We start from the raw sequence: 22,053 nt of genomic DNA, 5'->3' as shown, positions 1-22,053 counted from the left end.
GAAAAAGACCAAGAAATGGCAAACCCCTGAGAGAGGCCCGAGCCCATGAAACTGAAATTTTCGATTGTTATGATGTGCGCCGCATTGAGTCTTGCGGCCTGTACCAACCCCGACCGGTTCGGCAATGGCGGTGAGGCGGGCGCAGATCCGTTTGCCAACGGTGCCGGAGCAGGGGGCGCGGGCAGCGCGTCTGATCCAGCCTCACCCGCCTACTTCCAGCAGGCCGTGGGCGACCGTGTGTTGTTCGCTGTGGATCAATCCAGCATCAGCCCCGAAGGCCGCGCCACCCTTGACGCACAAGCCGTCTGGCTGTTGCAGAACGCGGATTATACGGCTGTGATCGAAGGCCATGCTGACGAACAGGGCACCCGCGAATACAACCTCGCCCTCGGGGCGCGCCGCGCCGATGCCGCCCGTGCCTATCTTGTGGGCCAGGGCGTGCAAGCCAGCCGTTTGCAGGTTGTCAGCTATGGTAAAGAGCGCCCGATTGAGGTTTGCTCGGACGAAGCCTGCTATGCCAAGAACCGCCGTGCGGTCACGGTGCTGGCTGGTGGTCTGACAAGTTAAGAAGGCGTTTTTGATGATCCGGTATTTTGTAGTCTCGATTATGGCTTTGGGTCTGTGTGGCCCGGTGGCCGCGCAGGACCAGACCCTTGGCGATATTCGTCAGGAATTGACCGTCCTCTTTGTCGAGGTGCAAAAGCTGAAACGCGAATTGTCCACGACAGGTGGGGCGTCCGGTGCAGTGATTGCAGGCGGTCCCTTGGATCGGCTCAACACCATCGAGGCCGAGTTGCAGCGCCTCACGGGCAAGACCGAAGAGCTGGAATTTCGCATCGGATCGGTCGTGAATGACGGCACCAACCGCATTGGCGATCTCGAGTTTCGCCTGTGCGAACTCGAGGCGGGGTGCGATGTGGCCGCCCTTGGCGACACGCCGACACTGGGTGGCGGCGCGGCGCCCACGGCTCCGGCTGTGACCCCGACGCCGCAACCCGAGACCCAACTGGCCACCCAAGAGCGAGCGGATTTCGAGCGGGCGCAGGAGGCGCTCGCAGCCCGTGACTTTCGCGCCGCCGCAGATCAGTTTGCGACCTTTAATCAGACCTACCCCGGCGGACCCCTCGCAGTAGAGGCCGAGTTGCGCCGCGGTGAGGCCCTCGAAGGGCTGGGCGATGTGCGCGAGGGCGCGCGCGCCTACCTGTCGGCCTTTACCCTCGATCAGCAGGGCCCGGTCGCAGCGGAGGCACTGTTTCGCCTTGGCGCGGCCCTGGGTCGCCTTGGCCAGACGTCCGAGGCCTGTGTGACCCTTGCCGAAGTGGGCGTACGCTTTCCCGCGTCTCCTTCCCTGGCGGATGCGCAAGACGCGATGCGCAATATCGGTTGCAGTTGATCCATGCTTGCCCCTCTGCTTGAGGCGATTGCCGAGCAGCTTTCGGGCCGCCCCCCTGAGCGCCTTGGCGTTGCAGTGTCGGGTGGCGGCGACTCGGTCGCGCTGCTGGCGGCTTTGGTCGAGCACGTCAAAGGCACCGGAACCGAACTGAGCGTGATCACGGTCAACCACGGGCTGCGCCCCGAGGCCAAGGAAGAGGTTGCCTTGGTCACGGACCTTTGCGCGCGCTGGAACCTCTCTCATCACGTTGAATACTGGAAAGGGTGGAGCGGCGAAGGCAACCTGCAATCCACGGCTCGCGATGCCCGCTATGAGTTGATGGCCGATTGGGCCTATGGCAACGGGGTCACCCATATCGCCCTGGGGCATACCGCGGATGATCAGGCCGAAACATTTATCATGCGCCTTGCGCGCGGGGCCGGGGTCGATGGATTAAGCGCGATGGCCCCCCGGCGGGTCCGCTACGGCGTGACCTGGGTGCGCCCGTTCCTGCGCATCGAACGATCGGCCCTGCGCACGTATCTGACGGCTGCGCAACTCAGCTGGTGCGAAGACCCGAGCAACGAAAACCCCGATTTCGAACGGGTGCGCGTGCGCGACGCTTTGACGGTGCTGGGCTCGCTTGGGGTCCATACTGATACGCTTGTCGATGTGGCCCACAACATGAGCCAGGCCCGCGAGGCGCTGGATTGGCAGACATTCCTGGCCGCGCGCGAGACTGCAACCATTCGTCACGGAGTTGTGGCCATGGATTTGCGCAGTTTTCGGATGCTGCCGGATGAAATCCGCCGGCGCTTGCTGATCCATGCGGTGCGGTGGACCTCCGGCAGCGCCTATGCGCCACGTCGTGCAGCTGTGGCGCATGCGCTGGCGGCGGTACGGGCCTCCGAGACGGTGACGCTGGATGGCTGTCAGATCACGGTCGAAAACGACATCGTTTGGGTGTTTCGCGAGTTGAACGCGGTCAAGGATTTCGTGAGCGAAGTCGGGGACTTGTGGGATGATCGTTGGCTTGTATCCGGCCCTGAGGACGACCCCGACATCGAGGTGCGCGCGCTTGGCTATGACGCGCTGAGCGAGGTTGAAGGCTGGCGCGATCTGGGGTTGCCGCGCGCTGCGATGGCCGCGATGCCGTCGGTGTGGTATGATCAAACACTGATGGCCGTTCCGGTCACCGGGGTAGACCCGGATTGGACCGCCGAGCTTGATAACGGGCAAGATGCCTTCTTTGCCGCGCTTTTATCGCATTGAACATAGGCCAATCATCTCTATCTTAATACCAACGCCGTAAGTTGTGGTTCGAACGGCCGATTGTATCAGGAGACTTTCCTTGGGAAACGCACGTAATATCGCCTTCTGGGTTGTTCTGTTTCTGTTGATTTTGGCGCTGTTCAACCTGTTTGGCGGGTCCGGCAACACGATGCAGAACCGCGAGATCAGCTATTCGGAATTTGTGGACGCGGTCGAGGACGGCTCGGTCAGCAACGTCACACTGGATGGCGAACAGGTGCGCTTCCGCCGTGGCACCGAGGATTTCGTGACGATCAAGCCCGAAGACGCCGAAGTGACCGATCTGCTGATCGCCAACGACATCCCTGTTAGGGCCGAGCAGCAACAGCAATCCGGGTTCCAGACTTTTCTTGTGTCGCTGCTGCCCTTCCTGCTGCTGATCGGTGTCTGGGTCTATTTCATGAACCGGATGCAGGGTGGCGGCAAAGGCGGTGCGATGGGCTTTGGCAAATCCAAGGCCAAGATGCTGACCGAAAAGTCGGGCCGTGTCACCTTTGACGATGTGGCCGGTATCGACGAGGCCAAGGACGAGTTGGACGAGATCGTCGAGTTCCTGCGCAACCCGCAAAAGTTCTCGCGTCTTGGCGGCAAGATCCCCAAAGGGGCGCTGCTCGTGGGCCCCCCGGGTACGGGTAAGACGCTTCTGGCGCGCGCTGTCGCCGGTGAGGCAGGTGTGCCGTTCTTCACCATTTCGGGCTCTGACTTTGTAGAGATGTTTGTTGGCGTGGGTGCATCGCGTGTGCGCGACATGTTCGAGCAGGCGAAAAAGAACGCGCCCTGCATTGTGTTTATCGACGAAATCGACGCGGTAGGTCGCCACCGGGGTGCTGGCTATGGCGGCGGCAATGACGAGCGTGAGCAGACCTTGAACCAATTGCTTGTCGAGATGGATGGCTTTGAAGCCAACGAAGGTGTCATCATTATTGCCGCCACCAACCGTAAGGACGTGCTTGACCCCGCGCTTTTGCGCCCCGGTCGTTTCGACCGTCAGGTCACTGTGGGCAACCCCGACATCAAGGGCCGTGAAAAGATCCTTGGCGTGCATGCCCGCAAGACGCCACTGGGTCCGGATGTGGATCTGCGCATTATCGCACGCGGCACGCCCGGTTTTTCGGGTGCGGACCTCGCCAACCTCGTGAACGAGGCCGCGCTTATGGCGGCGCGTGTGGGTCGTCGCTTTGTCACGATGATCGATTTTGAATCGGCCAAGGACAAGGTGATGATGGGCCCCGAACGGCGCAGCATGGTCATGACACCCGAGCAAAAGGAAATGACCGCCTATCACGAGGCCGGGCATGCGCTTGTGGGGATGAAGCTTCCGAAATGCGATCCGGTCTACAAGGCAACGATCATTCCGCGCGGCGGAGCCTTGGGTATGGTGATGAGCCTGCCTGAGATGGATCGCCTTAACATGTTCAAGGACGAATGCCACCAGCGTCTGGCCATGACCATGGCCGGCAAGGCGGCTGAAATCCACAAATACGGACCGGATTCGGTGTCGAACGGACCTGCGGGGGATATCCAGCAAGCCTCGGCTCTGGCGCGTGCGATGGTGCTGCAGTGGGGCATGTCCGACAAGGTCGGCAATATCGACTATTCCGAAGCGGCGCAGGGCTATACCGGCAACACGGGCGGTTTCTCGGTCTCGGCCAACACCAAGGAACTGGTCGAACAGGAAGTCCAACGCTTTATCCAGGACGGATACGAGTGGGCTGAACGCGTGATCAAGGAAAACGAGGTGGAGTTCGAGCGGCTGGCGCAAGGGCTGCTGGAATACGAAACCCTGACCGGTGAAGAGATCGAGCGCGTTATGCGCGGCGAGCCACCCACCTCGCCCGATGATGAGGATGGCGGCAGCAAGGTCGAAGACAAAAAACCGAGCCTGACAGCCATTCCCAAGGCCAAGAAGAAGTCGGGTCCGTCGGGCGACGGCGGGATGGAACCTGAACCCACCGGTTGATCGCCAAGACATCTCGATACAGACAACGCCCTCCGGAGCCACGCGCCCCGGAGGGTGTTTTTTGTTTTGGGACTTCACATTGATGTGGGCGTGGTATCGTCGCGCGCGATTTTCGGCTTTCTATGAGCCGCGAAACCATTGTGGTTCAGATATTTGCGACCCCTTTATTCCACCTTGCTCATTTACGCCGTCCTGCTGTGGCTGGGGCGGGACACGCTGTTGGGGCTGGCGCAGAATGAGGCGTACTATCCAGCGCTGATGTATGAGAGCGGGGTGTGGTCCATCAGGTGGCTGATTGTGGCCATTTCGGTCACGCCGCTGTTGCGACTGATCACTCTTTTGGATCGAGGACAGGCTGTGGGGCGCTGGTTGTTGCGCAAACGCCGCCATATCGGGCTGGTCAGTGCGATTTTTGCGATCACGCATTTGCTGCATTACCTGCGCCATGAGGGTCGACTGGATGCGGTTCTGCACGACCTTTGGCGTCTCGAATATGCGACGGGATGGCTGAGCTTTGCCTTGATCCTCGCCCTTGCCATGACCTCGCACGGTTGGGCCGTGCGTGCGATGGGGCGTCGGTGGAAGCGCCTGCATCTTTGGGTCTATCCCGCCGGTCTTTTGGCGCTCTGGCATTGGTATTTGCTGGATTACTATACAGGCCGGGTGTTGTTCTGGAGCTGTTTGTTTGCGGCCCCGCTGCTTTTGCGCTGGATATTTGTGCGGATACGTCACGCGGCCTGATTGATCAGGCCCTGTGTGGGCACGGCCACATCAATTGATTGGTGTCACGGCGAGATCATGGTGTAGGCAAACGCGCGCAGCACAGGAGACAGCATATGCCCGCTTTGAAACCTACCTCATTCTCGGCGCAGATCGTCTGGCTGGGCCACGTGCCAGACCGGACGGCGAGTTTGCGCGCAGTATCCGTTGACGCGGTGGAGGCGACACTGGACGGATTTCCGGGCGAGGCCCATGGCGGCGCGACGCGGCCCTCATGTGTGCGGGTGAAATCGCAATATCCCCAAGGCACTACGATCCGCAATGTGCGTCAGCTCAGTGTGTTGAGCGCCGAAGAACTGGCCCTGACTGCAGCTGAAATGGGGATGGAGGCGATTGACCCGGCACTGGTAGGCGCGTCAATGGTGATCGAGGGCATCCCGGACGTTACCTATCTGCCGCCGGCCTCCCGGCTTCAGGCGCCGTCAGGCGCGTCGCTGGTCGTCGACATGGAAAACCGCCCCTGCACACTGCCCGCTCGCGAGATTGAGCGTGAGGCTGCCGGGTTTGGCGCGCGTTACAAGCCTGCGGCGAAAGGGCGGCGTGGGGTGACCGCATGGATCGAATGTGCAGGCCGGTTCGCTGTCGGGGACCGTCTGGTGCTGCATGTACCGGATCAGCCGGTTTGGGCGCATCTGGACGCTGCGCGCAAAGGCTAGGGCGCGTGGGGGCGCTGCCCCCGGCCTGCGGCCTCCCCCGAGGTATTTCGGGCGAAAGGAAGAGGGGAGATGCGGGGTCGTCCTCGCTTTGGTCCGCTCTTCGGGCGGCGTGAAACTTGTGCCTCTGGGCGTGTCACAGGTTTCCGAAATGAAACCCCGGCCCCCAACTCAGCCGCTCCACCGCGCTGAAATGTCGGAATTGCGCGCATAGTCACTAGGCATGCGGCTGTATGCAGGCCACGAGTTACATGTCCACTACGACCTTGCGGGGAGCATCATGGCCTATAAATCCGACATCGAAATCGCGCGTGAGGCGCAAAAGAAGCCGATCCAGGAGATTGGGGCCAAGCTGGGGATCTCCAGCGATGATCTGCTGCCTTATGGCCACGACAAGGCCAAGGTCAGCCAGTCGTTCATCAATTCGGTTCAGGACCGCGTCGATGGCAAGCTGATCCTTGTCACTGCGATCAACCCCACGCCTGCGGGCGAAGGCAAGACGACCACGACCGTAGGTCTGGGCGATGGTCTGAACCGCATCGGCAAGGATGCCTGCGTATGTATTCGCGAGGCGTCTTTGGGTCCGAACTTTGGCATGAAGGGCGGTGCTGCGGGCGGCGGCTATGCGCAGATTGTCCCGATGGAAGAGATGAACCTGCATTTTACAGGCGATTTTCACGCCATCACCTCGGCCCACTCGCTGCTGAGCGCGATGATCGACAACCACATCTATTGGGGCAATTCCCTCGATATCGACACCCGCCGCGTGGTGTGGCGCCGAGTGGTCGATATGAATGATCGTGCCTTGCGCCAGATCACAGCTTCGCTTGGCGGCGTCGCCAATGGTTTCCCCCGTGAGGCAGGCTTTGACATCACCGTCGCTTCGGAGGTTATGGCGATCCTGTGTCTGGCCAGGGACCTGCAGGACCTCCAGAAACGTCTGGGTGATATGATCGTCGCCTATCGCCGCGATCGCAGCCCCGTCTTTGCGCGCGACATCAAGGCGGATGGGGCGATGACCGTCCTGCTTAAGGACGCGATGCAGCCCAATATCGTGCAGACGCTCGAGAACAACCCAGCCTTTGTCCATGGCGGCCCCTTCGCCAATATCGCGCATGGCTGTAACTCGGTCATTGCGACAACCACGGCGCTCAAACTGGCGGATTATGTGGTGACCGAGGCGGGCTTTGGTGCCGATCTGGGGGCCGAAAAGTTCATGAACATCAAGTGCCGCAAGGCAGGCCTTGCCCCGTCGGTGGTCGTCTGCGTTGCCACGGTGCGCGCAATGAAGATGAACGGCGGCGTGGCCAAAGCCGATCTGGGGACCGAAAACGTGGATGCGGTCAAGAAGGGCTGTCCAAACCTTGGTCGCCACATCGAGAACCTCAAATCCTTTGGCGTGCCAGTGGTTGTGGCGATCAACCATTTCGTCACCGACACGGATGCCGAAGTGCAGGCCGTCAAGGATTTCGTCGCTGAGCAGGGGGCCGAGGCCATCTTGTCCCGACATTGGGAACTGGGGTCGGAAGGGTCTGCCGATCTGGCCACCAAAGTCGCGGAACTTGCTGATGCGGACACGGCCAACTTTGCCCCCATCTACCCCGATGAGATGCCGCTGGCCGAAAAGGTTCAAACCATTGCCAAGCGCATCTACCGTGCGGATGAGGCGCTCATGGATCAGAAAATCCGTGACCAGCTGAAACTGTGGGAAGAGCAGGGCTATGGCCATCTGCCGGTTTGCATGGCCAAGACGCAGTACTCGTTCTCGACCGATCCGACGTTGCGCGGCGCGCCAACAGGGTTCTCGGTGCCGGTGCGTGAGGTGCGCCTGTCCGCGGGGGCCGGATTCATTGTCGCGGTCTGCGGTGAGATCATGACGATGCCGGGTCTGCCCCGCGTGCCCTCAGCCGAGAGTATCCATCTCAACGAGGACGGCCAGATCGAAGGGCTGTTCTGAATTCGGACCCGTAGGGCGGGCGACACGCCCGCCTTACGGCCCATGTTTCGTCGCCCTCACGTTTTGGGCAACGCCGCTTAATCCGATTGAAATTGCAAGATCATCCGGTCAGCCTGCCGATCAATTGAAAACCGCCAAAGGACAGTCCCATGACCCGATTGATCGCTCTGATTTTTGCCACCTTCGCCATGAGCGCCACGTTTGCCGCCGCAAGCGACCGCTATGCGGGCTATTACTACCCCGAGATCACATCGACCGAGAGCTTTACCCGCGTCATCCGCGAGGCTCCGCAATCGAGCAAGGCGGTTCGTGTCGAGTTTGTCACCAACCTGACAGTAGCCCAATTGGCCGCCCCCGAAAGCCCGCGTTTCGTGTTCTTTGCCAAGGGCGATGATGCGCGCCATCTGACGATCATTGCCCTTGATGATGATGTGTTTTCCACCATCTACCGCGCCCGCGCCGTGTTGGCCCAGATGACGTCGAACATGCGCAACAACGAGTTTTTCCGCCAGCAGAACCTGCAATTTGTGGCGACCTTTTACGACCTTTTGCAATTCATGGAATTCGACACGCTGGTGATCAGCGATGGCGAGACGTGGTCGCATGAGGTCACCTTTGTTCGAAATTAGAGGAATACCTGAATGAGTGCGACGATCATCGATGGCAAGGCGTTTGCGGCAACTGTGCGTGGCAAGGTGGCCGAGCATGTGACCCGGCTAAAGGCCGATCACGGCATCACGCCGGGTTTGGCTGTGGTGCTGGTCGGTGAGGATCCGGCCAGCCAGGTCTATGTCCGCTCCAAAGGCAAGATGACCGTCGAGGTTGGCATGACCTCGGTCGAGCATAAGTTGGACGCCGATACATCCGAGGCGGATCTGCTTGCGTTGATCGCGGATTTGAACGGTGATCCTGCGATCCACGGTATCCTCGTGCAACTGCCTTTGCCCGGGCATCTGAACGAGGATCTGGTGATCAATTCCATCGATCCGGCCAAGGACGTGGACGGGTTTCACATCTCGAATGTGGGTCTGCTTGGGACGGGGCAGAAATCAATGGTGCCCTGCACGCCTCTGGGCTGCCTGATGATGCTGCGCGACCATCACGGATCGCTGTCGGGTCTGAATGCCGTCGTCGTGGGTCGTTCGAACATCGTGGGCAAGCCGATGGCCCAATTGCTGCTTGGCGACAGTTGCACCGTCACCATCGCCCACTCGCGCACCAAGGACATTCAGGATGTGACCCGCGCCGCCGACATCGTGGTCGCCGCCGTGGGTCGCCCCGAGATGGTCACGGGTGACTGGATCAAGCCCGGCGCGACCGTCATCGATGTGGGCATCAACCGCACCGACGCCCCGGAAAAGGGCGAGGGTAAGACGCGCCTTGTGGGCGATTGCGCCTTTGACAGTTGCGCTGAGGTCGCGGGCGCCATCACGCCGGTGCCCGGTGGCGTCGGCCCCATGACCATCGCCTGCCTGCTGGCCAACACCGTCACGGCATGCTGCCGCGCCAATGGTCTGGCAGAACCCGAAGGGCTGACCGCCTAGCGCGGCATCGGCACCGACACCGGGTGCGGCCCGGTCAGCACCGCATGGGCGTCCGCGCGCATGATCCGGGTCAGCGCGGCGTCATGGCTGCGCAGCCCGCCCGTATAGGTCCCGTAAGCGGGCATGATCAGCTTGTCGCTGTCGATCAGGAAAGCGGGGCGCGAGATCGACCGGCCACGCGTGTGCACGGTGGCCTTGGGGTGGTAATGCCCTGAAATCTCTCCTGTTTGTCCCGGTTGCGCGATGTGGCGAAAGGTCAGCGGGGCAAGGTGCAACGCGCCCAGATGCGTGCCGCCATATTCGAGGGGCCCCGGATCATGATTGCCTTCGATCCAGATCCAGCGCCGTCCGGCTTGCAGCCGCGTGATCCACAGCCGCTCTTCTTCGGGCAGGGCACGGGCCGCTGCCAGATCATCGAAACTGTCGCCAAGGCAGATAACAGTACGCGCCCGTGTGGCCTCAAGATCAGCGGCAAGCCGGGTCAGCGTATCGCGGGTTTCATACGGTGGGAGGGCAGCACCGCCGCGCCGCGCAATCCGTTCGGATTTGCCAAGGTGCAGGTCCGAGACGCACAAGACGCCTTCGGCGGGCCAGAACAGCGCGCCCGAACCAAGCGCTTGAAGCGCCGCGCCGCAAAAGGTGAGATCGCATATGTTCATTCTTTGTTCATAGTTGTGCGGGCAGGGAGCTTCAAGCGCGACCTTATGCGCAACGCCTAGAAGGGCACCCTCCAGTCGCGTTTAGGTGGATCGGGCGGTAATCCGGCGGTCGACATGAGCCGGGCGGCCTCTTCGGCCAGCAGCTTTTCTTCGGCCAGTCCTTTGATCGGCACGCGCCCCACCTCAAGCATCAGCGGCGCGGCCAGCGGGGTTACCCTGTCGAGCGTGATCAGATCGAAGCGACCCTCGATCCGCGCGCACATTTCCTCGATCCGGCCAAAGTCGACAAGGCCGCGCATCGCTTCCTGCCGGGTGATGTTGAGCATGAGGTGATCGGGGTCGTATTTCGCCAACGTGTCATAAAGGATGTCGGAGCTGAACGTCGCCTGCCGCCCCGATTTGCGTGCCGAAGGGGTGTTTCGTTCGATCAGGCCCGCAATGGTGGCCGAGGCGCGAAAGGTGCGCTTCATCACCGCGTTTCCGGCCAGCCATCGCTCGAGCCCGTCGCGCAAGGACTGGAGATCGAACAGGGGTCCCGGATCGGTAATCGGATCGAGCCCCCAGATCAGCGTTGCATAATCCGTCGCCAGAAAGCCCAAGGGGTTGAGGCCGGTTTCTTCCATCCGTTTGGTCAGCAGCAGCCCGAGCGTCTGCATCGCGTTGCGTCCGGCAAAACCGTAAACGGCGGTGTGGACGCGCCCGTCATGGGGGAAACTCTCGATCAGCAAGCGCCCCGGCTCGGGCAGGCGCGAGACCTTGCGTTGCAGCGCCAGCCACTCAGCCGTGTGGGCGGGCAGTTCGGGCCAGCTTGGTTGCTGGAACATCTCGATGATGCGGTGGCTGAGTTGGGTGGAGGTGGCGAATTTCGTGCCGAGGAATGTCGCGATCTTGGGCTTCTTGGCGGCATCGCGCGTCACCTGGACGGTCATTTCGCGCAAAGAGTCATAGCGCACGATCTGGCCGCCGATCAGAAAGGTGTCGCCTGCGGTGAGCGTGGCGGCGAACCCCTCCTCAATCTCGCCCAACGGCTTGCCGCCGCGCCCCTTGAAGCGAACCTTGAGCGTGTCGGTGTCCTGAATCGTGCCGATATTCATGCGGATGCGCAGGGCGGCGCGCGGATCGCGCAATTGCCATTGCCCGTCGTCACGCCGTTGCAGTCGTTGCCATTGGTCATAGGCGCGCAAGGCATAGCCCCCCGTCGCGCAGAAATCGATGCAGGCGTCGAATTCGGGCCGCGTCAGCGCAGCGTAGGCCCCGGCGGTGATGACCTCGTCGTAAAGTGCGTCGGCGTCGAAAGGCCCTGCAGCGGCAGTGATCAGGATGTGCTGGCACAGCACGTCGCGCGGCCCCGGCCCGCGGGGATCGCCGTCAAGCGCGCCTTCCTTGACCGCCTCGAGCGCGGCGACGCATTCCACGACCTCGAAGCGGTTGGCGGGCACCAGCAGCGCCTTGGAGGGCGCGTTGTAGCGGTGATTGGCCCGCCCGATCCGTTGCACCAGCCGTTTGACGTTTTTGGGCGCGCCGACCTGAATGATTAAATCCACATCCCCCCAATCGATCCCCAGATCGAGCGTACCGGTGCAGACGATCGCCTTGAGATCACCCGCCACCATCGCCTGTTCCACCTTTTCGCGCTGCTGACGGTCAAGCGAGCCGTGATGAATGCCGATGGGCAGCCCGTCGCTGTTGGCAAGCCAGATGTTGTGGAAATAGAGCTCGGCTTGCGCGCGGGTGTTGTGAAAGATCAGCGTGGTTTTGTGCTGTTTGACCTGTTCGAGGACAGCGGGGATCGCGTATTTGCCGCCTGAGCCCGACCACGGCGGGGCCTCGTCGGTGACCAGCATCCGAATGTCAGGCAGGGGGCCGGGATCGGCGTGCAGGATCTCGCAACGGTCAGGGTGGCAGGCGAGGAGGTGGGCGATGGCCGCCGGGTCCTCGACCGTCGCAGACAAGCCCACACGGCGCAGACCGGGGCAGAGCGATTGCAGCCGCGCAAGGGCGAGAAACAGCTGGTCGCCCCGTTTGCTTTCGGCAAGGGCGTGGATTTCATCGACAATCACCCGCTTGAGGCCCGCAAACATGCGCGGCGCATCCTCGTAGCTGGTCAGCAGCGCAAGGCTTTCGGGCGTGGTCAGCAGGATATGGGGCGGGTCGGCGCGTTGCCGTTTCTTTTGGGTCTGCGAGGTGTCGCCCGTACGATCCTCGATCCGGATCGGCAAGCCCATTTCATCGACAGGCGTGCGCAGGTTGCGTTTGATGTCGCTGGCCAGCGCCTTAAGCGGCGAAATATAGAGCGTGTGCAGCCCCTCATGGGTGCCATCGCTCAGCTCTGCCAGGGACGGCAGGAACCCCGCCAGCGTCTTGCCCCCGCCCGTCGGGGCGATCAGCAGCAAGGCGGGTTCGGAGGCCCGGTCGAGCATTGCCCGCTGGTGGGGGTGGATCGACCAGCCCTTTGCGGCGAACCAGTCGGTGAATTGAGGGGGGAGCGCGGCCATGGCACGCAATGTAGCAGGCTGCGGAACGGCGGCCAGCCCTGCATGTGCGGGATTTTGCAGTGGGTAGGGTGGGTAAGGCGCAGGTGTCCTGCGCCCGCTCAGTGGCGCGGGGTCAGTGCGCGGATGGTGGATTGCACCACCTTGGGCAGGCTTTGGTCCGCGTCCGGCGGGGCGGCATCAAGGGCCGCGGCAACGTCCTTGACCAATATCCCGATGGAATTGTCGTTGGCGTACCCATCGCGCGCAAATTCGATGCTGTCATAGCCCGACGCCAGCCAGTTTTGCCCCGATGATGTGGCGATCAGCGCCAGCAACCGGTCTTGATCCAGACCCGCCGCGTCGGCCCAATCCAGCACCAGACGGGTCATCGCTGTGTGCGAGGCGGCAAGCAGGTTGTTCAGCACCTTGGCCTGCATCCCCATCCCGAACGCGCCCATATGGTGAAAGTGTTGCCCCATGAGCGCCAGCAGCGGAATGGCGTCGTCAATATCGGCCTGCGCCCCGCCCAACATGAAGGTCAGGGTCCGGTTCTGGGCCGCGATCTGGGCCCCAGACATGGGGGCGTCGATCAGTGTGATGTGATCCGGCACCCGCGCGCGCAGATCGCGCACATAGCGTGGCGACAAGGTGGAACCGATAAAGATGCGGGTCAGGTTGGGCGCGGTTTGCATCAGGTTTTGATCCCCGAACAGCAGCGTATCGGTCTCATCCGCGTCACGCACCACGCTGAACAGGGTTTCAACATGGGGCGCAAACTGCATCAGGTTGGTGTGGATATGCGCCGCGTCCTTGTCGACCACATCAAAGCCAATAGCGTTTGTGCCGCCATCACGCAGTGCCGCCAGCATCGGGGCACCCATGCGCCCACATCCCGCGACCCCGATCATTTGACGATATGCTCGTCCTTGACGAACATGTTGGCCCAGGCCCGGTCGATCAGGTCAGGGGACATCTGCGGTGGGATACCTTCGAAATTGCAGGTTGCAACCATCTGATCCACAAGGAAATTCGGCTGATAGTTGGCATAGATGTTGTCGATGGTCGGGTATTTGACCTTGAGCAGGTGGATCAGCGCCTCTTCATTCAGGGTCATTCCCTTTTTCTTGGCAACCATGGCGAAAATCTTGAGGAAGTTTGCCTGATCCGGCCCGTCGATCTTGATCTTGAAAAAGATCCGGCGCAGGGCGGCTTGGTCAAAGATTTCATTGGGGTGGAAGTTTGTCGAAAAGACCACCAGCGTGTCGAAGGGCACCTCGAATTTTTCACCCGATTGCAGGGCCAGAATGTCCTTGGATTCCTCAAGCGGAACAATCCAGCGGTTCACCAGCGCCTGCGGCGGTTCGGTCTGGCGGCCAAGGTCGTCCACGATGAAAATGCCACCCGTCGATTTCAATTGCAGCGGGGCCTGATAGGTTCGCGCGGTCGGGTTATAGACCAGATCGAGCATCGACAGGGTCAGTTCACCCCCTGTGATCACGGTGGGCCGCTCGCATTTCACATAGCGCATGTCGTGAGGCGTGCGCTTGCGCAGGGCGTTGGGGTCCTGTTCGACCTCGGGGGCCAGCACGTGCACGATGGGGTCATAAACGGTTATGACCTGCCCCGCATATTCAATCGCGCGCGGCACATAGACCTGATCGCCGAGCGCATCCCGGATCCCGTTCGAGATCGAGGATTTCCCGTTGCCGGGGGGGCCATACATCAGGATTGAACGGCCTGCCGATACGGCGGGGCCAAGCTGGTCCAGCAGATCGTCGGGCAGCACGAGGTGGCCCATGGCACCGGTCAGTTGCTGGCGCGTGACCATGATATTGCGGATCGACTGGCGTTTGACCTGCTCGCGGTACACATCAAGCGGAACAGGCATCGCACCGAAATATTCAGACTGCGCCAAGGCATCAAGCGCGCGCGATTTGCCCTGTTCGGTCAGCTGATAGCCCATTTCGTTGCCGTTGTTGGCATTGAGCGTGCCTGTCGCCTCCATCAGCCGCTGTACGCGGCACATGTCGATCAATTCCTGCACCACCGGCAGGGGCAGACACATGGCGGCCGACAGGTCCGAGGCCATATCCAGAGTCTTGCGGAACATGGTTTTCAACATGATGTCGCGCATCATCACGATGGGCAGTTTCATCTCTTCGAGCCGCTTGGGCGCGGGGGGTGCGATGATGTCGGAGACTTGCATATTCATCGGATGTGGCCTGCTGCTAGGTTTGGTTTGGGACCGTCCTAGCGCTCTTTTCCGGCCAAATTATGACCCAATCGGGTCAAGACCCGTGCACTGTTGCCAAAGCCACATAGATCGCAAGGGTGGGGCCAAGGGCAAAACCCATGGGGAACTTGTTGGCCTTCTGGTTCCAACTGTCCCATGTGGGGGCCAGCTTGTGCAGGGGGGTATGCTTGGCGATCTTGTGGACCACAAAGGCGGCCAGCAGGACGGCTGCAAACAGCGCCATCAGCAGACGAACGTCCCCCAGGGCCACGTAGGGCGCTGCGGCGGCAAGGAACTTCGCGTCACCTGCGCCCATTGCGCCTGCCGCATTCAGGATCATGCAAACCATCAGGACGATACCCAGTTGCGCGAGTTGCCACAGGTAGGCGTCGAACGGAAACAGGAAGGGGCCCAGCACCAGAAAGACCGCAACCATCAAAAGCACGGTCCAGTTGCTGATCCGCATCGCCTTGAGGTCGGTATAGGCAACGTAAAGGCACAGCGGGGCGAGAAACGGCAGGAACCACATGGCGGCCTGCGCAGAAAGGGCCATCACGTCACCCGTCCGCGGTGTTGTTTTCCAACGCACGCAGAGCCCGCACCGCGGCCTCGAAGTGCTGGGGATGGGTTTCTATGGCGTCGCGCAACAGCGTTTTGCCGGTCTGGACGTCGCCCTGCTTGATCGCGGTCAACCCAAGCGTGTGCAGCAATTGTGCCCGCTCCGTCTGATCAATGGGGATCACGGGCAGTGCATAGTTGCGCTGTGCGCCGCGCGCCAGGATCAGGTTGTTTTTGGCCGTAAACAGCTTGCTGTCCTGCCGGATCGCATCGGTGAACAGGACTTCCGCACCTTTGAAATCACCGCGCGTCAGCTTGGAATAGCCCCAGTTGTTCAGCACCCCCGAGGGGCGGGTCGTAAGGCCCGCAGCCGTCTCGTAGAAACTGTCGGCCTTCTTCCATTCCTTGTTGCTGTCGGCGATCAACGCTTCGAGGCGGTAGCGTTTGAAGGTCTCGAAGGTGGGGGGGACCTTGTCCAGCTCCTCTTCGGCGCGCTTCCATTCGCCCGCGCGCAACAAGGCGTCGGCATAGTCGACGCGATCATCACTGGTGACCTCGTCAAAGGTGACGACCTTGGCAAAGGCAGGGACCGCCTCGCGGTAACGCTTGGCGCGCACAAGGGAGGTGGCCAGCCCACGCTGGACCTCGATCCGGTCCGGGTTTTCGGCTGCGGTGCGTTGGAAGTGGCGCACCGCCTCGTTGGGGTCCGCAACTGTGAGCATCACATCGTTAAGGTCGGATTCATCAACAACGTTGACGTCCTGAAACGCCCGATTGACCGTATCATCTGCTGACTCGCCGCACGCGGCCAATGCCAAGACGCCTGCCAAAGAGACCGTCAAAATACCTGAGTGGCGCATGGTTGCGTCCTTTTCCTGCTCGTTCACGCCGCGCTATTGCTGCGCGGTCGCATCTGGTTTCTGCCCGTGGACAGATCAAATTCGCGCCCCTGGGGGCACCTCAAATTAGCCAGCAGTACTGATCAGAAAGTCGCTGCTGCCTCGGCGGACCAGTTTATACTCGGCCTCGTTGCGTTCCACGCTATCAGAATTTTCAAAATTTGCGAGTGCTAAGCGCAAATTATCCCGAATGAGTGTGCTTTCTCCGTCATCGAGGGCGAAGGCCTGGCGCAAAATCTGGACCGCTTCGGAATCTCTGCCCTGATTGAGTAGGACAACACCCAGATTGTTGAGATCTTCGGGGTGGGGATCATATTCGGTTGTGGCCCGACGCAAGAGCGCTTCGGCCTGACCAAGCCGGCCCAGCCCGAGGTTCGCGGATCCAAGCCCGGACAGGATTTCAGCGTCAAACCCGTCGGCAAGGGCCGCCCGGTTGAACGCCTTGATCGCCAGTTCGTATTCTCCAGCGGCAATCAGGCGATGCCCGACCTCGACCCCGCTCACCGCATCGCCGCGCAGGTTCACACCGGGCGCATCCAGCCCCTCGTCAGACGCACCAATGCCGCCCGGGGCACAGGCGGCAAGAAAAGCAGCGCAGAAAAAGGCGGGCAGGGCCCGGATGCCTGAGTATTTCAAAGTCTTTTCGACCGTTTTTATATGACTGCATCGCCCACCCGGATGGGCGCGCGATGCAGTTTCTTAACACGAAGTGCGCGGTGTCGCTAGTTGCTCATGTTGCCCAGTTGGGTAATTCCGTGCACCGATGGGCCCACCAGAATGATCAGCAGTGGCGGAACCGTCAGCATCATCGTGGCCAGCGTCATCTTGGTCGGCAGTTTGTTGGCCGCCTCTTCGGCGCGCATGACCCGCTTGTCGCGCATCTCGCCTGCATAGACCCGCAGCGCATCGGCAATGGATGTCCCGAAGCTGGCAGATTGCACCAGTACCGTCACAAAGCTTGCCACATCCTGCACGCCGCAGCGCTCGCCCATGTCGTTAAGGACGGTCACCTTGTCCTTGCCCGCTTTCATTTCGTAGCTCACGATCTGAAATTCCTGGGCAAGTGCGGGGTAGGAGGCGCGCAATTCACCTGCAACCCGCGTGATCGACTGATCCAGCGATTGCCCGGCTTCCACACAGACCAGCATCATGTCGAGGCTGTCAGGAAAGCCTTGCGTGATCTCTTCTTTGCGGGCTTCGACCCGGCGCGTGACCCAATATTGCGGCAGATAGTATCCGATGCCACCGGGCCCGACCGTGTACATGATGATCTTCTGGGTGGTCATCTCGTCGGTGCCCACAACGAAGTTCGTGTAGACCACGCCGATCATCAGCCCCACCACGCCCAAGACGAACTGGGCCGCGTGAAACACCCGGACCGCATCGCGCGAGCTGTAGCCCGCCTGACGCAGCATCAACTGGCGCTTGCTCAGCTCGGCCAGGTCTTCGGGTTCAAGGAACTTCGAGAACTTGTCGAGCTGCTCGTTATGCCCGCCCTGGCGCAGCCGTTCCTTGCCTTTGCTTGCGTGCCCGGTCTTGCGGACCCGCTCCAGCTTGGCCAGCGGGTCTTCGGGTTGGCGCATCATCATGACGACGACGATGACCACCATCATCACCCCAAGCACGCCCACGATAACGATGGGACCAAGGGGGCCGAGGATGTCTGTGATGGGTTGCATGATAGCGTCCATGGGTCTTCTCCTCAGACTTTGATGTTGGTCAGCACGCGCATGACAAACAGGTTAACGGCTAGAAAGATGCCCACGACAAAGCAGGCGGGGATGAAGTACGCGTGATCGCGTACCTCGTCGTAATAATGCGGATCCCCGATGTTGATCACGACCAGCGCGACGAGAGGGAAGGCGGACAGGAATTTACCCGACCATTTTGCCTCGGCAGTGATGGCCTTGACTCGGCGGAACAGACGGAACCGGGCCCGGATCACCTTGGCAAGACCTGCTAGAATTTCAGCGAGGTTACCGCCCGATTGCTGTTGGATCGTCACGGCCACCGACAAAAACCGCAAATCCTGCATATCAAGCCGCTCGGCCATGCTCTTGAGGGCTTCGCCTACGTCCCGGCCAAAGGCGGATTCATCTGCAATCACGCCAAACTCGGAGGCCAGCGGATCCTGCACCTCTCTGGCGACGATCTGGATGGCGGAGCTGAACGGGTGGCCGACCTTGAGCGAGCGGACCATAAGCTCAACCGCGTCAGGCAGTTGCTCTTCGATCATCGCAAGACGCTTGCTGGCCTTGGAAGACACCCAGAAGAACACGCCGCCGACCCCGATGCCGACCGATAGCAGAATGCGCACCGGCGGTTCCGTTTCGGTCCCGACGCTGAGGCCGACAAAGGCGGCGACCGACAGACCCGCCATCACCAGCATCAACTGTTTTGGGGTAAAGGCGATGGCCGCCTTTTGCGCCCGATCCGCCAACAGCGAATAGAGCGGAATGGATCGCGCGCCCATATGCTGCTGCATTTCCTTGCGCAGCTGGTCCAGCACTTCCTCGCGGCGACCACCGGCCTTGTTCAACATCTCCATGCGTCGATTGACGCGGCTGTTGAGGCTGATGGATTTGCCAAAGGCGACCAGATACAGACCTTCGACCAGCACAAGGACGCCGATGAAGATCAGGCCGTAAATAATTGGTTCTGCGCTCATTTTTTCTTTTCCTTATTCGGCAGCGATGGGTTCGTAGATCGACGAAGGCAGATCATAGCCCCACATTTTGAAGCGTTCGGCATAATGCGAGCGCACACCTGTGGCCGTGAAATGCCCGATGATCTTGTTCTCGGGCGTCAGGCCGACACGCTGATAGCGAAAGATTTCCTGCATGGAGATCACGTCGCCTTCCATGCCCGTAATCTCGGTGATCGACGTCATGCGGCGCGAGCCGTCCTGCAGGCGCGAGGCCTGCACGATCAGGTTCACAGCCGACGAGATTTGCGAGCGCACGGCCTTGAGCGGCATCTCGATGCCCGCCATCGCGATCATGTTTTCCAGGCGCGACACACCATCGCGCGCCGAGTTGGCGTGGATCGTGGTCATGGAACCGTCGTGGCCAGTGTTCATAGCCTGGAGCATGTCGATGACTTCCTCGCCGCGCGTCTCACCCACGATGATGCGGTCGGGCCGCATCCGCAGGGCGTTTTTCAGACAGTCGCGGGGGGAGACTTCCCCTTTGCCCTCGACGTTGGGCGGACGGCTTTCCATCCGGCCCACATGGGTCTGTTGCAGTTGGAGTTCCGCCGTATCCTCGATTGTGAGGATGCGTTCGGCGTTGTCGATAAAGGACGACAGAGCATTGAGCGTGGTCGTCTTACCAGAACCTGTACCACCCGACACGATCACGTTCAGACGGGTCGCAACGGCTGCCTGAAGATAGGCAGCCATCTCTTCGGTGAAGGCTCCGAACTCGACCAGATCGTCGATGCCCAACTTGTCCTTTTTGAATTTACGAATGGACACGAGGCTGCCATCGACCGCAATCGGAGGCACCATCGCGTTGAAACGCGAGCCATCTTTCAAACGGGCGTCCACATATGGGTTGGATTCGTCTACGCGCCGACCCACGGCCGACACGATCTTGTCGATGATTCGCAGCAGGTGGCGTTCATCCTTGAACGTCACGTCTGTCAGTTCCAGCTTACCGGCGCGTTCCACAAAGATCTGTTGCGGGCCGTTCACCAGAATATCGTTGACCGTCTCGTCCTGCAAAAGCGTCTCGAGCGGGCCAAGACCGGTCACCTCGTCAAACAGCTCTTTGTTGAGTGTCTGACGATCCTCGCGGTTCAGGATGATGTTGCGCTCTTCCAGCACTTCGCTGGTGATGGCGATGATTTCCTGGCGCAATTCGGCCTCGGTCGCGTTTTCAAGCGCAGCGAGGTTCAGGTTATCAAGAAGGGCGCGGTGCAGATCGAGTTTGATCTCGCTCATGCGCGCCTTTTTCTTGAGTTCCTTGTCGATGGGCATGACCGTTGCCGCAGAGGCATTGGCCTTGCGCGACACCTTGGCCTTGGGCGCATCGGCCTTAGGCAATTCTGTGACCTTGGCCTCGGGGGCTAGTTCGGGGGCCGCAGTGGGCTTTTTATACTTCGAAAACATCGGATTACCTCTTGGCAGGTGCGAGATCAGGCGGCTTTGGCCTGATTTTCGCTCAGTTCATGGATCGAGGCCGCCAGCTTGGCGATTTCGCGACGCAGCGGGTTCTTGGCCGCCGAGCTTGCCAAGGGCAAACCGTGATCGGCCCCTTGCGAGATCGGTTTGCCACCATCGGGCAGATGCACTTCGACCGAGATGTCGAGGCTTTCGCCCAGGCGTTTGACTCGTGCCTTGCCGCCAAGATCGGCGAATTTAGGCGCGCGGTTCAGCACATAGCGCAGCTTTTCAATCGGCAGTTCTTCGGACTGAAGCGCACGTTTGAAGCGCAGCGTGTTCTGGGCCGACCGCATGTCGAGCTCGAGCGTTGTGAAATAGATGTGGGCGGCGTTCAGCACCGTCTCGGTCCATTGCACAAGGGTCGAGGGCATGTCGATGACAACAAAGTCAAAGTGGGCACGGGCCATGTCGATCACGCGCTTGATGTCTTCGGGGCTCACCAGATCGAGGGGGATCATGTCCGCAGGGGCCGTCAGCACTTGCAGCTTGTCCTCGAAGGTCAGCAGCGACTGGCCAAAAATCTCGTCATCCATGTTTTCGGTGTCCGACAGCATTTCAAACACGGCCTCACGGCGCGGCAGGTCCAGATAGGTCGAGGCCGACCCGAACTGCATGTCCAGATCAAGCAGACAGACCGAAGGGGTCTCGCTGGTGCTGAGCAAGGCCAGCTCCCACGCAAGGTTCACGGCCAGTGTTGTGGTGCCGGTGCCGCCTGCAACACCGTGCGTGACAAACACGGCACCTTCCTTGTTCGCACCGGTTTTCAACTGCGCTGTACGCTCGGTTTCGACCGGCAGCGGCTGAGGGGTGGTGCGGACACGATCGATCGCTTGTTGCAACTCGCCCTCGGGAAGAGGGTAGGGGACGAATTCGTCAGCCCCCTGGCGCAGCAACTGGTGCAGCGAGGCGGGTGTGACGTCTTCGGCAATCAGGATGACCTTGATGTCGCGGGATTTGGCTTGCGAGATGATCTCACCCATCAGAACGAGGTTGTCCTCGTCCGCGTCATCCAGCGCCAGCGCGACAAATTCCATGGATGCGGCTTCGGGCTGGCCGAAAAAGGCGAGCGCTTCGGCAAATCCAAGGTCGCCCCACGATTCGCCCAGCACCTGCTCCATATCCTCAATCAAAAGATCGAAGTTCTGCACATCCCGGCTGATCGTGCAGGCCACGATGGGGGCGGTTTCTGGTTGTGGCATTACGCTGCTCATTGCCGTGTCGTCCTTATTCCAAAGGGCTGGCAGTGCGATGCAGCGTTATTCATACGCCCTGATTGCCTGCGTGACCCACGCCCGGTCGAAGTGTCCGGGCATACCTATCCTTAGGGTCGGTTGTCGCAGTGAATTCAGGCGAGATTTGGGCCAAAAAACCCCAATTGTTTGGTTTCTTGGGACGGTCACGGCGCGCAGGTCGGATTGTTCGCGCTGCGCGATAGTGATTTTGGGGGACGGGAGGTGCCGGAAAATGGGGTCAGGCACAAGCACTGAC

20 protein-coding genes are annotated in these 22,053 nt (G+C 60.8%); 9 read left to right on the top strand and 11 right to left on the bottom strand.

The genetic code is table 11. The annotated features are described in order from the left end of the window. The first annotated feature begins 45 nt into the window (after positions 1–45). From pal to folD, 9 genes are all read left to right on the top strand, one after another. Complete coding sequence (pal, locus tag Q0908_RS10090; RefSeq protein ID WP_299153213.1) at positions 46–567, top strand: peptidoglycan-associated lipoprotein Pal; 522 nt, start codon at positions 46–48, stop codon at positions 565–567. A 13-nt stretch (positions 568–580) separates the two neighbouring features. Then, positions 581–1,393 carry a tetratricopeptide repeat protein gene (locus Q0908_RS10085; protein ID WP_299283574.1) on the top strand — a complete coding sequence of 271 codons (813 nt, stop codon included), beginning with the start codon at positions 581–583 and terminating at the stop codon, positions 1,391–1,393. 3 nt (positions 1,394–1,396) lie between these two features. Further along, complete coding sequence (gene tilS, locus Q0908_RS10080) at positions 1,397–2,644, top strand: tRNA lysidine(34) synthetase TilS (protein ID WP_299283572.1); 1,248 nt, start codon at positions 1,397–1,399, stop codon at positions 2,642–2,644. Between the two features lie 79 nt (positions 2,645–2,723). Then, positions 2,724–4,643: an ATP-dependent zinc metalloprotease FtsH gene (gene ftsH / locus Q0908_RS10075; protein WP_299283570.1), complete on the top strand. Its 1,920-nt coding sequence runs from the start codon at positions 2,724–2,726 to the stop codon at positions 4,641–4,643. Positions 4,644–4,796: 153 nt separating this feature from the next. After that, positions 4,797–5,384, top strand: coding sequence for a ferric reductase-like transmembrane domain-containing protein (locus Q0908_RS10070; RefSeq protein ID WP_299283568.1), 588 nt, complete (start codon positions 4,797–4,799; stop codon positions 5,382–5,384). A gap of 95 nt (positions 5,385–5,479) precedes the next feature. After that, positions 5,480–6,079: a sulfurase gene (locus Q0908_RS10065; RefSeq protein WP_299283566.1), complete on the top strand. Its 600-nt coding sequence runs from the start codon at positions 5,480–5,482 to the stop codon at positions 6,077–6,079. Positions 6,080–6,356: 277 nt separating this feature from the next. Beyond that, positions 6,357–8,033, top strand: coding sequence for a formate--tetrahydrofolate ligase (locus Q0908_RS10060; protein WP_299283564.1), 1,677 nt, complete (start codon positions 6,357–6,359; stop codon positions 8,031–8,033). Between the two features lie 149 nt (positions 8,034–8,182). Continuing rightward, complete coding sequence (locus Q0908_RS10055; RefSeq protein ID WP_299283562.1) at positions 8,183–8,662, top strand: hypothetical protein; 480 nt, start codon at positions 8,183–8,185, stop codon at positions 8,660–8,662. Between the two features lie 12 nt (positions 8,663–8,674). Next, on the top strand, positions 8,675–9,577 hold the full coding sequence (gene folD / locus Q0908_RS10050) for a bifunctional methylenetetrahydrofolate dehydrogenase/methenyltetrahydrofolate cyclohydrolase FolD (RefSeq protein WP_299283560.1): 903 nt from the start codon (positions 8,675–8,677) through the stop codon (positions 9,575–9,577). On the opposite strand, the gene pdeM is transcribed toward folD, so the two are convergent. The 11 genes from pdeM to Q0908_RS09995 all read right to left on the bottom strand — a co-directional run bounded on the left by pdeM (position 9,574) and on the right by Q0908_RS09995 (position 21,776). Then, positions 9,574–10,236, bottom strand: coding sequence for a ligase-associated DNA damage response endonuclease PdeM (gene pdeM / locus Q0908_RS10045; RefSeq protein ID WP_299283558.1), 663 nt, complete (start codon positions 10,234–10,236; stop codon positions 9,574–9,576). The two genes, folD and pdeM, sit on opposite strands and share 4 nt — an antisense overlap. A gap of 56 nt (positions 10,237–10,292) precedes the next feature. Beyond that, positions 10,293–12,731 (bottom strand): ligase-associated DNA damage response DEXH box helicase, encoded by a 2,439-nt coding sequence (locus Q0908_RS10040; protein ID WP_299283556.1) that lies wholly within the window; start codon positions 12,729–12,731, stop codon positions 10,293–10,295. Between the two features lie 98 nt (positions 12,732–12,829). Next, a complete protein-coding gene (locus Q0908_RS10035; protein WP_299283554.1) occupies positions 12,830–13,618 on the bottom strand; it encodes an NAD(P)-binding domain-containing protein in 789 nt (262 codons plus the stop codon). Further along, positions 13,615–14,922 carry an ATPase gene (locus Q0908_RS10030; RefSeq protein ID WP_299283552.1) on the bottom strand — a complete coding sequence of 436 codons (1,308 nt, stop codon included), beginning with the start codon at positions 14,920–14,922 and terminating at the stop codon, positions 13,615–13,617. The genes Q0908_RS10035 and Q0908_RS10030 overlap by 4 nt, the downstream gene beginning before the upstream one ends. A gap of 76 nt (positions 14,923–14,998) precedes the next feature. Next, on the bottom strand, positions 14,999–15,496 hold the full coding sequence (locus Q0908_RS10025; protein WP_299283550.1) for a prepilin peptidase: 498 nt from the start codon (positions 15,494–15,496) through the stop codon (positions 14,999–15,001). 4 nt (positions 15,497–15,500) lie between these two features. Next, positions 15,501–16,361, bottom strand: a complete 861-nt coding sequence (locus Q0908_RS10020) for a tetratricopeptide repeat protein (protein WP_299283548.1) — start codon at positions 16,359–16,361, stop codon at positions 15,501–15,503. A gap of 105 nt (positions 16,362–16,466) precedes the next feature. Beyond that, a complete protein-coding gene (locus Q0908_RS10015) occupies positions 16,467–16,961 on the bottom strand; it encodes a tetratricopeptide repeat protein (protein WP_299283634.1) in 495 nt (164 codons plus the stop codon). Positions 16,962–17,122: 161 nt separating this feature from the next. Beyond that, positions 17,123–18,091 (bottom strand): type II secretion system F family protein, encoded by a 969-nt coding sequence (locus Q0908_RS10010; RefSeq protein ID WP_299283546.1) that lies wholly within the window; start codon positions 18,089–18,091, stop codon positions 17,123–17,125. 11 nt (positions 18,092–18,102) lie between these two features. Continuing rightward, positions 18,103–19,068 carry a type II secretion system F family protein gene (locus Q0908_RS10005; protein ID WP_299283543.1) on the bottom strand — a complete coding sequence of 322 codons (966 nt, stop codon included), beginning with the start codon at positions 19,066–19,068 and terminating at the stop codon, positions 18,103–18,105. Between the two features lie 12 nt (positions 19,069–19,080). After that, positions 19,081–20,511: a CpaF family protein gene (locus tag Q0908_RS10000; protein ID WP_299283541.1), complete on the bottom strand. Its 1,431-nt coding sequence runs from the start codon at positions 20,509–20,511 to the stop codon at positions 19,081–19,083. A gap of 26 nt (positions 20,512–20,537) precedes the next feature. Then, the gene (locus Q0908_RS09995) at positions 20,538–21,776 is read right to left on the bottom strand and encodes an AAA family ATPase (RefSeq protein WP_299283539.1); all 1,239 of its coding nucleotides are present in this window, start codon (positions 21,774–21,776) and stop codon (positions 20,538–20,540) included. Positions 21,777–22,053: the final 277 nt, after the last annotated feature.

Origin of the sequence: uncultured Tateyamaria sp., assembly GCF_947494755.1 — a bacterium.
Lineage (GTDB): Bacteria > Pseudomonadota > Alphaproteobacteria > Rhodobacterales > Rhodobacteraceae > Tateyamaria.
Note: the sequence above shows the minus strand (reverse complement) of the source record. Positions and strands in the feature narration are given on the sequence as shown.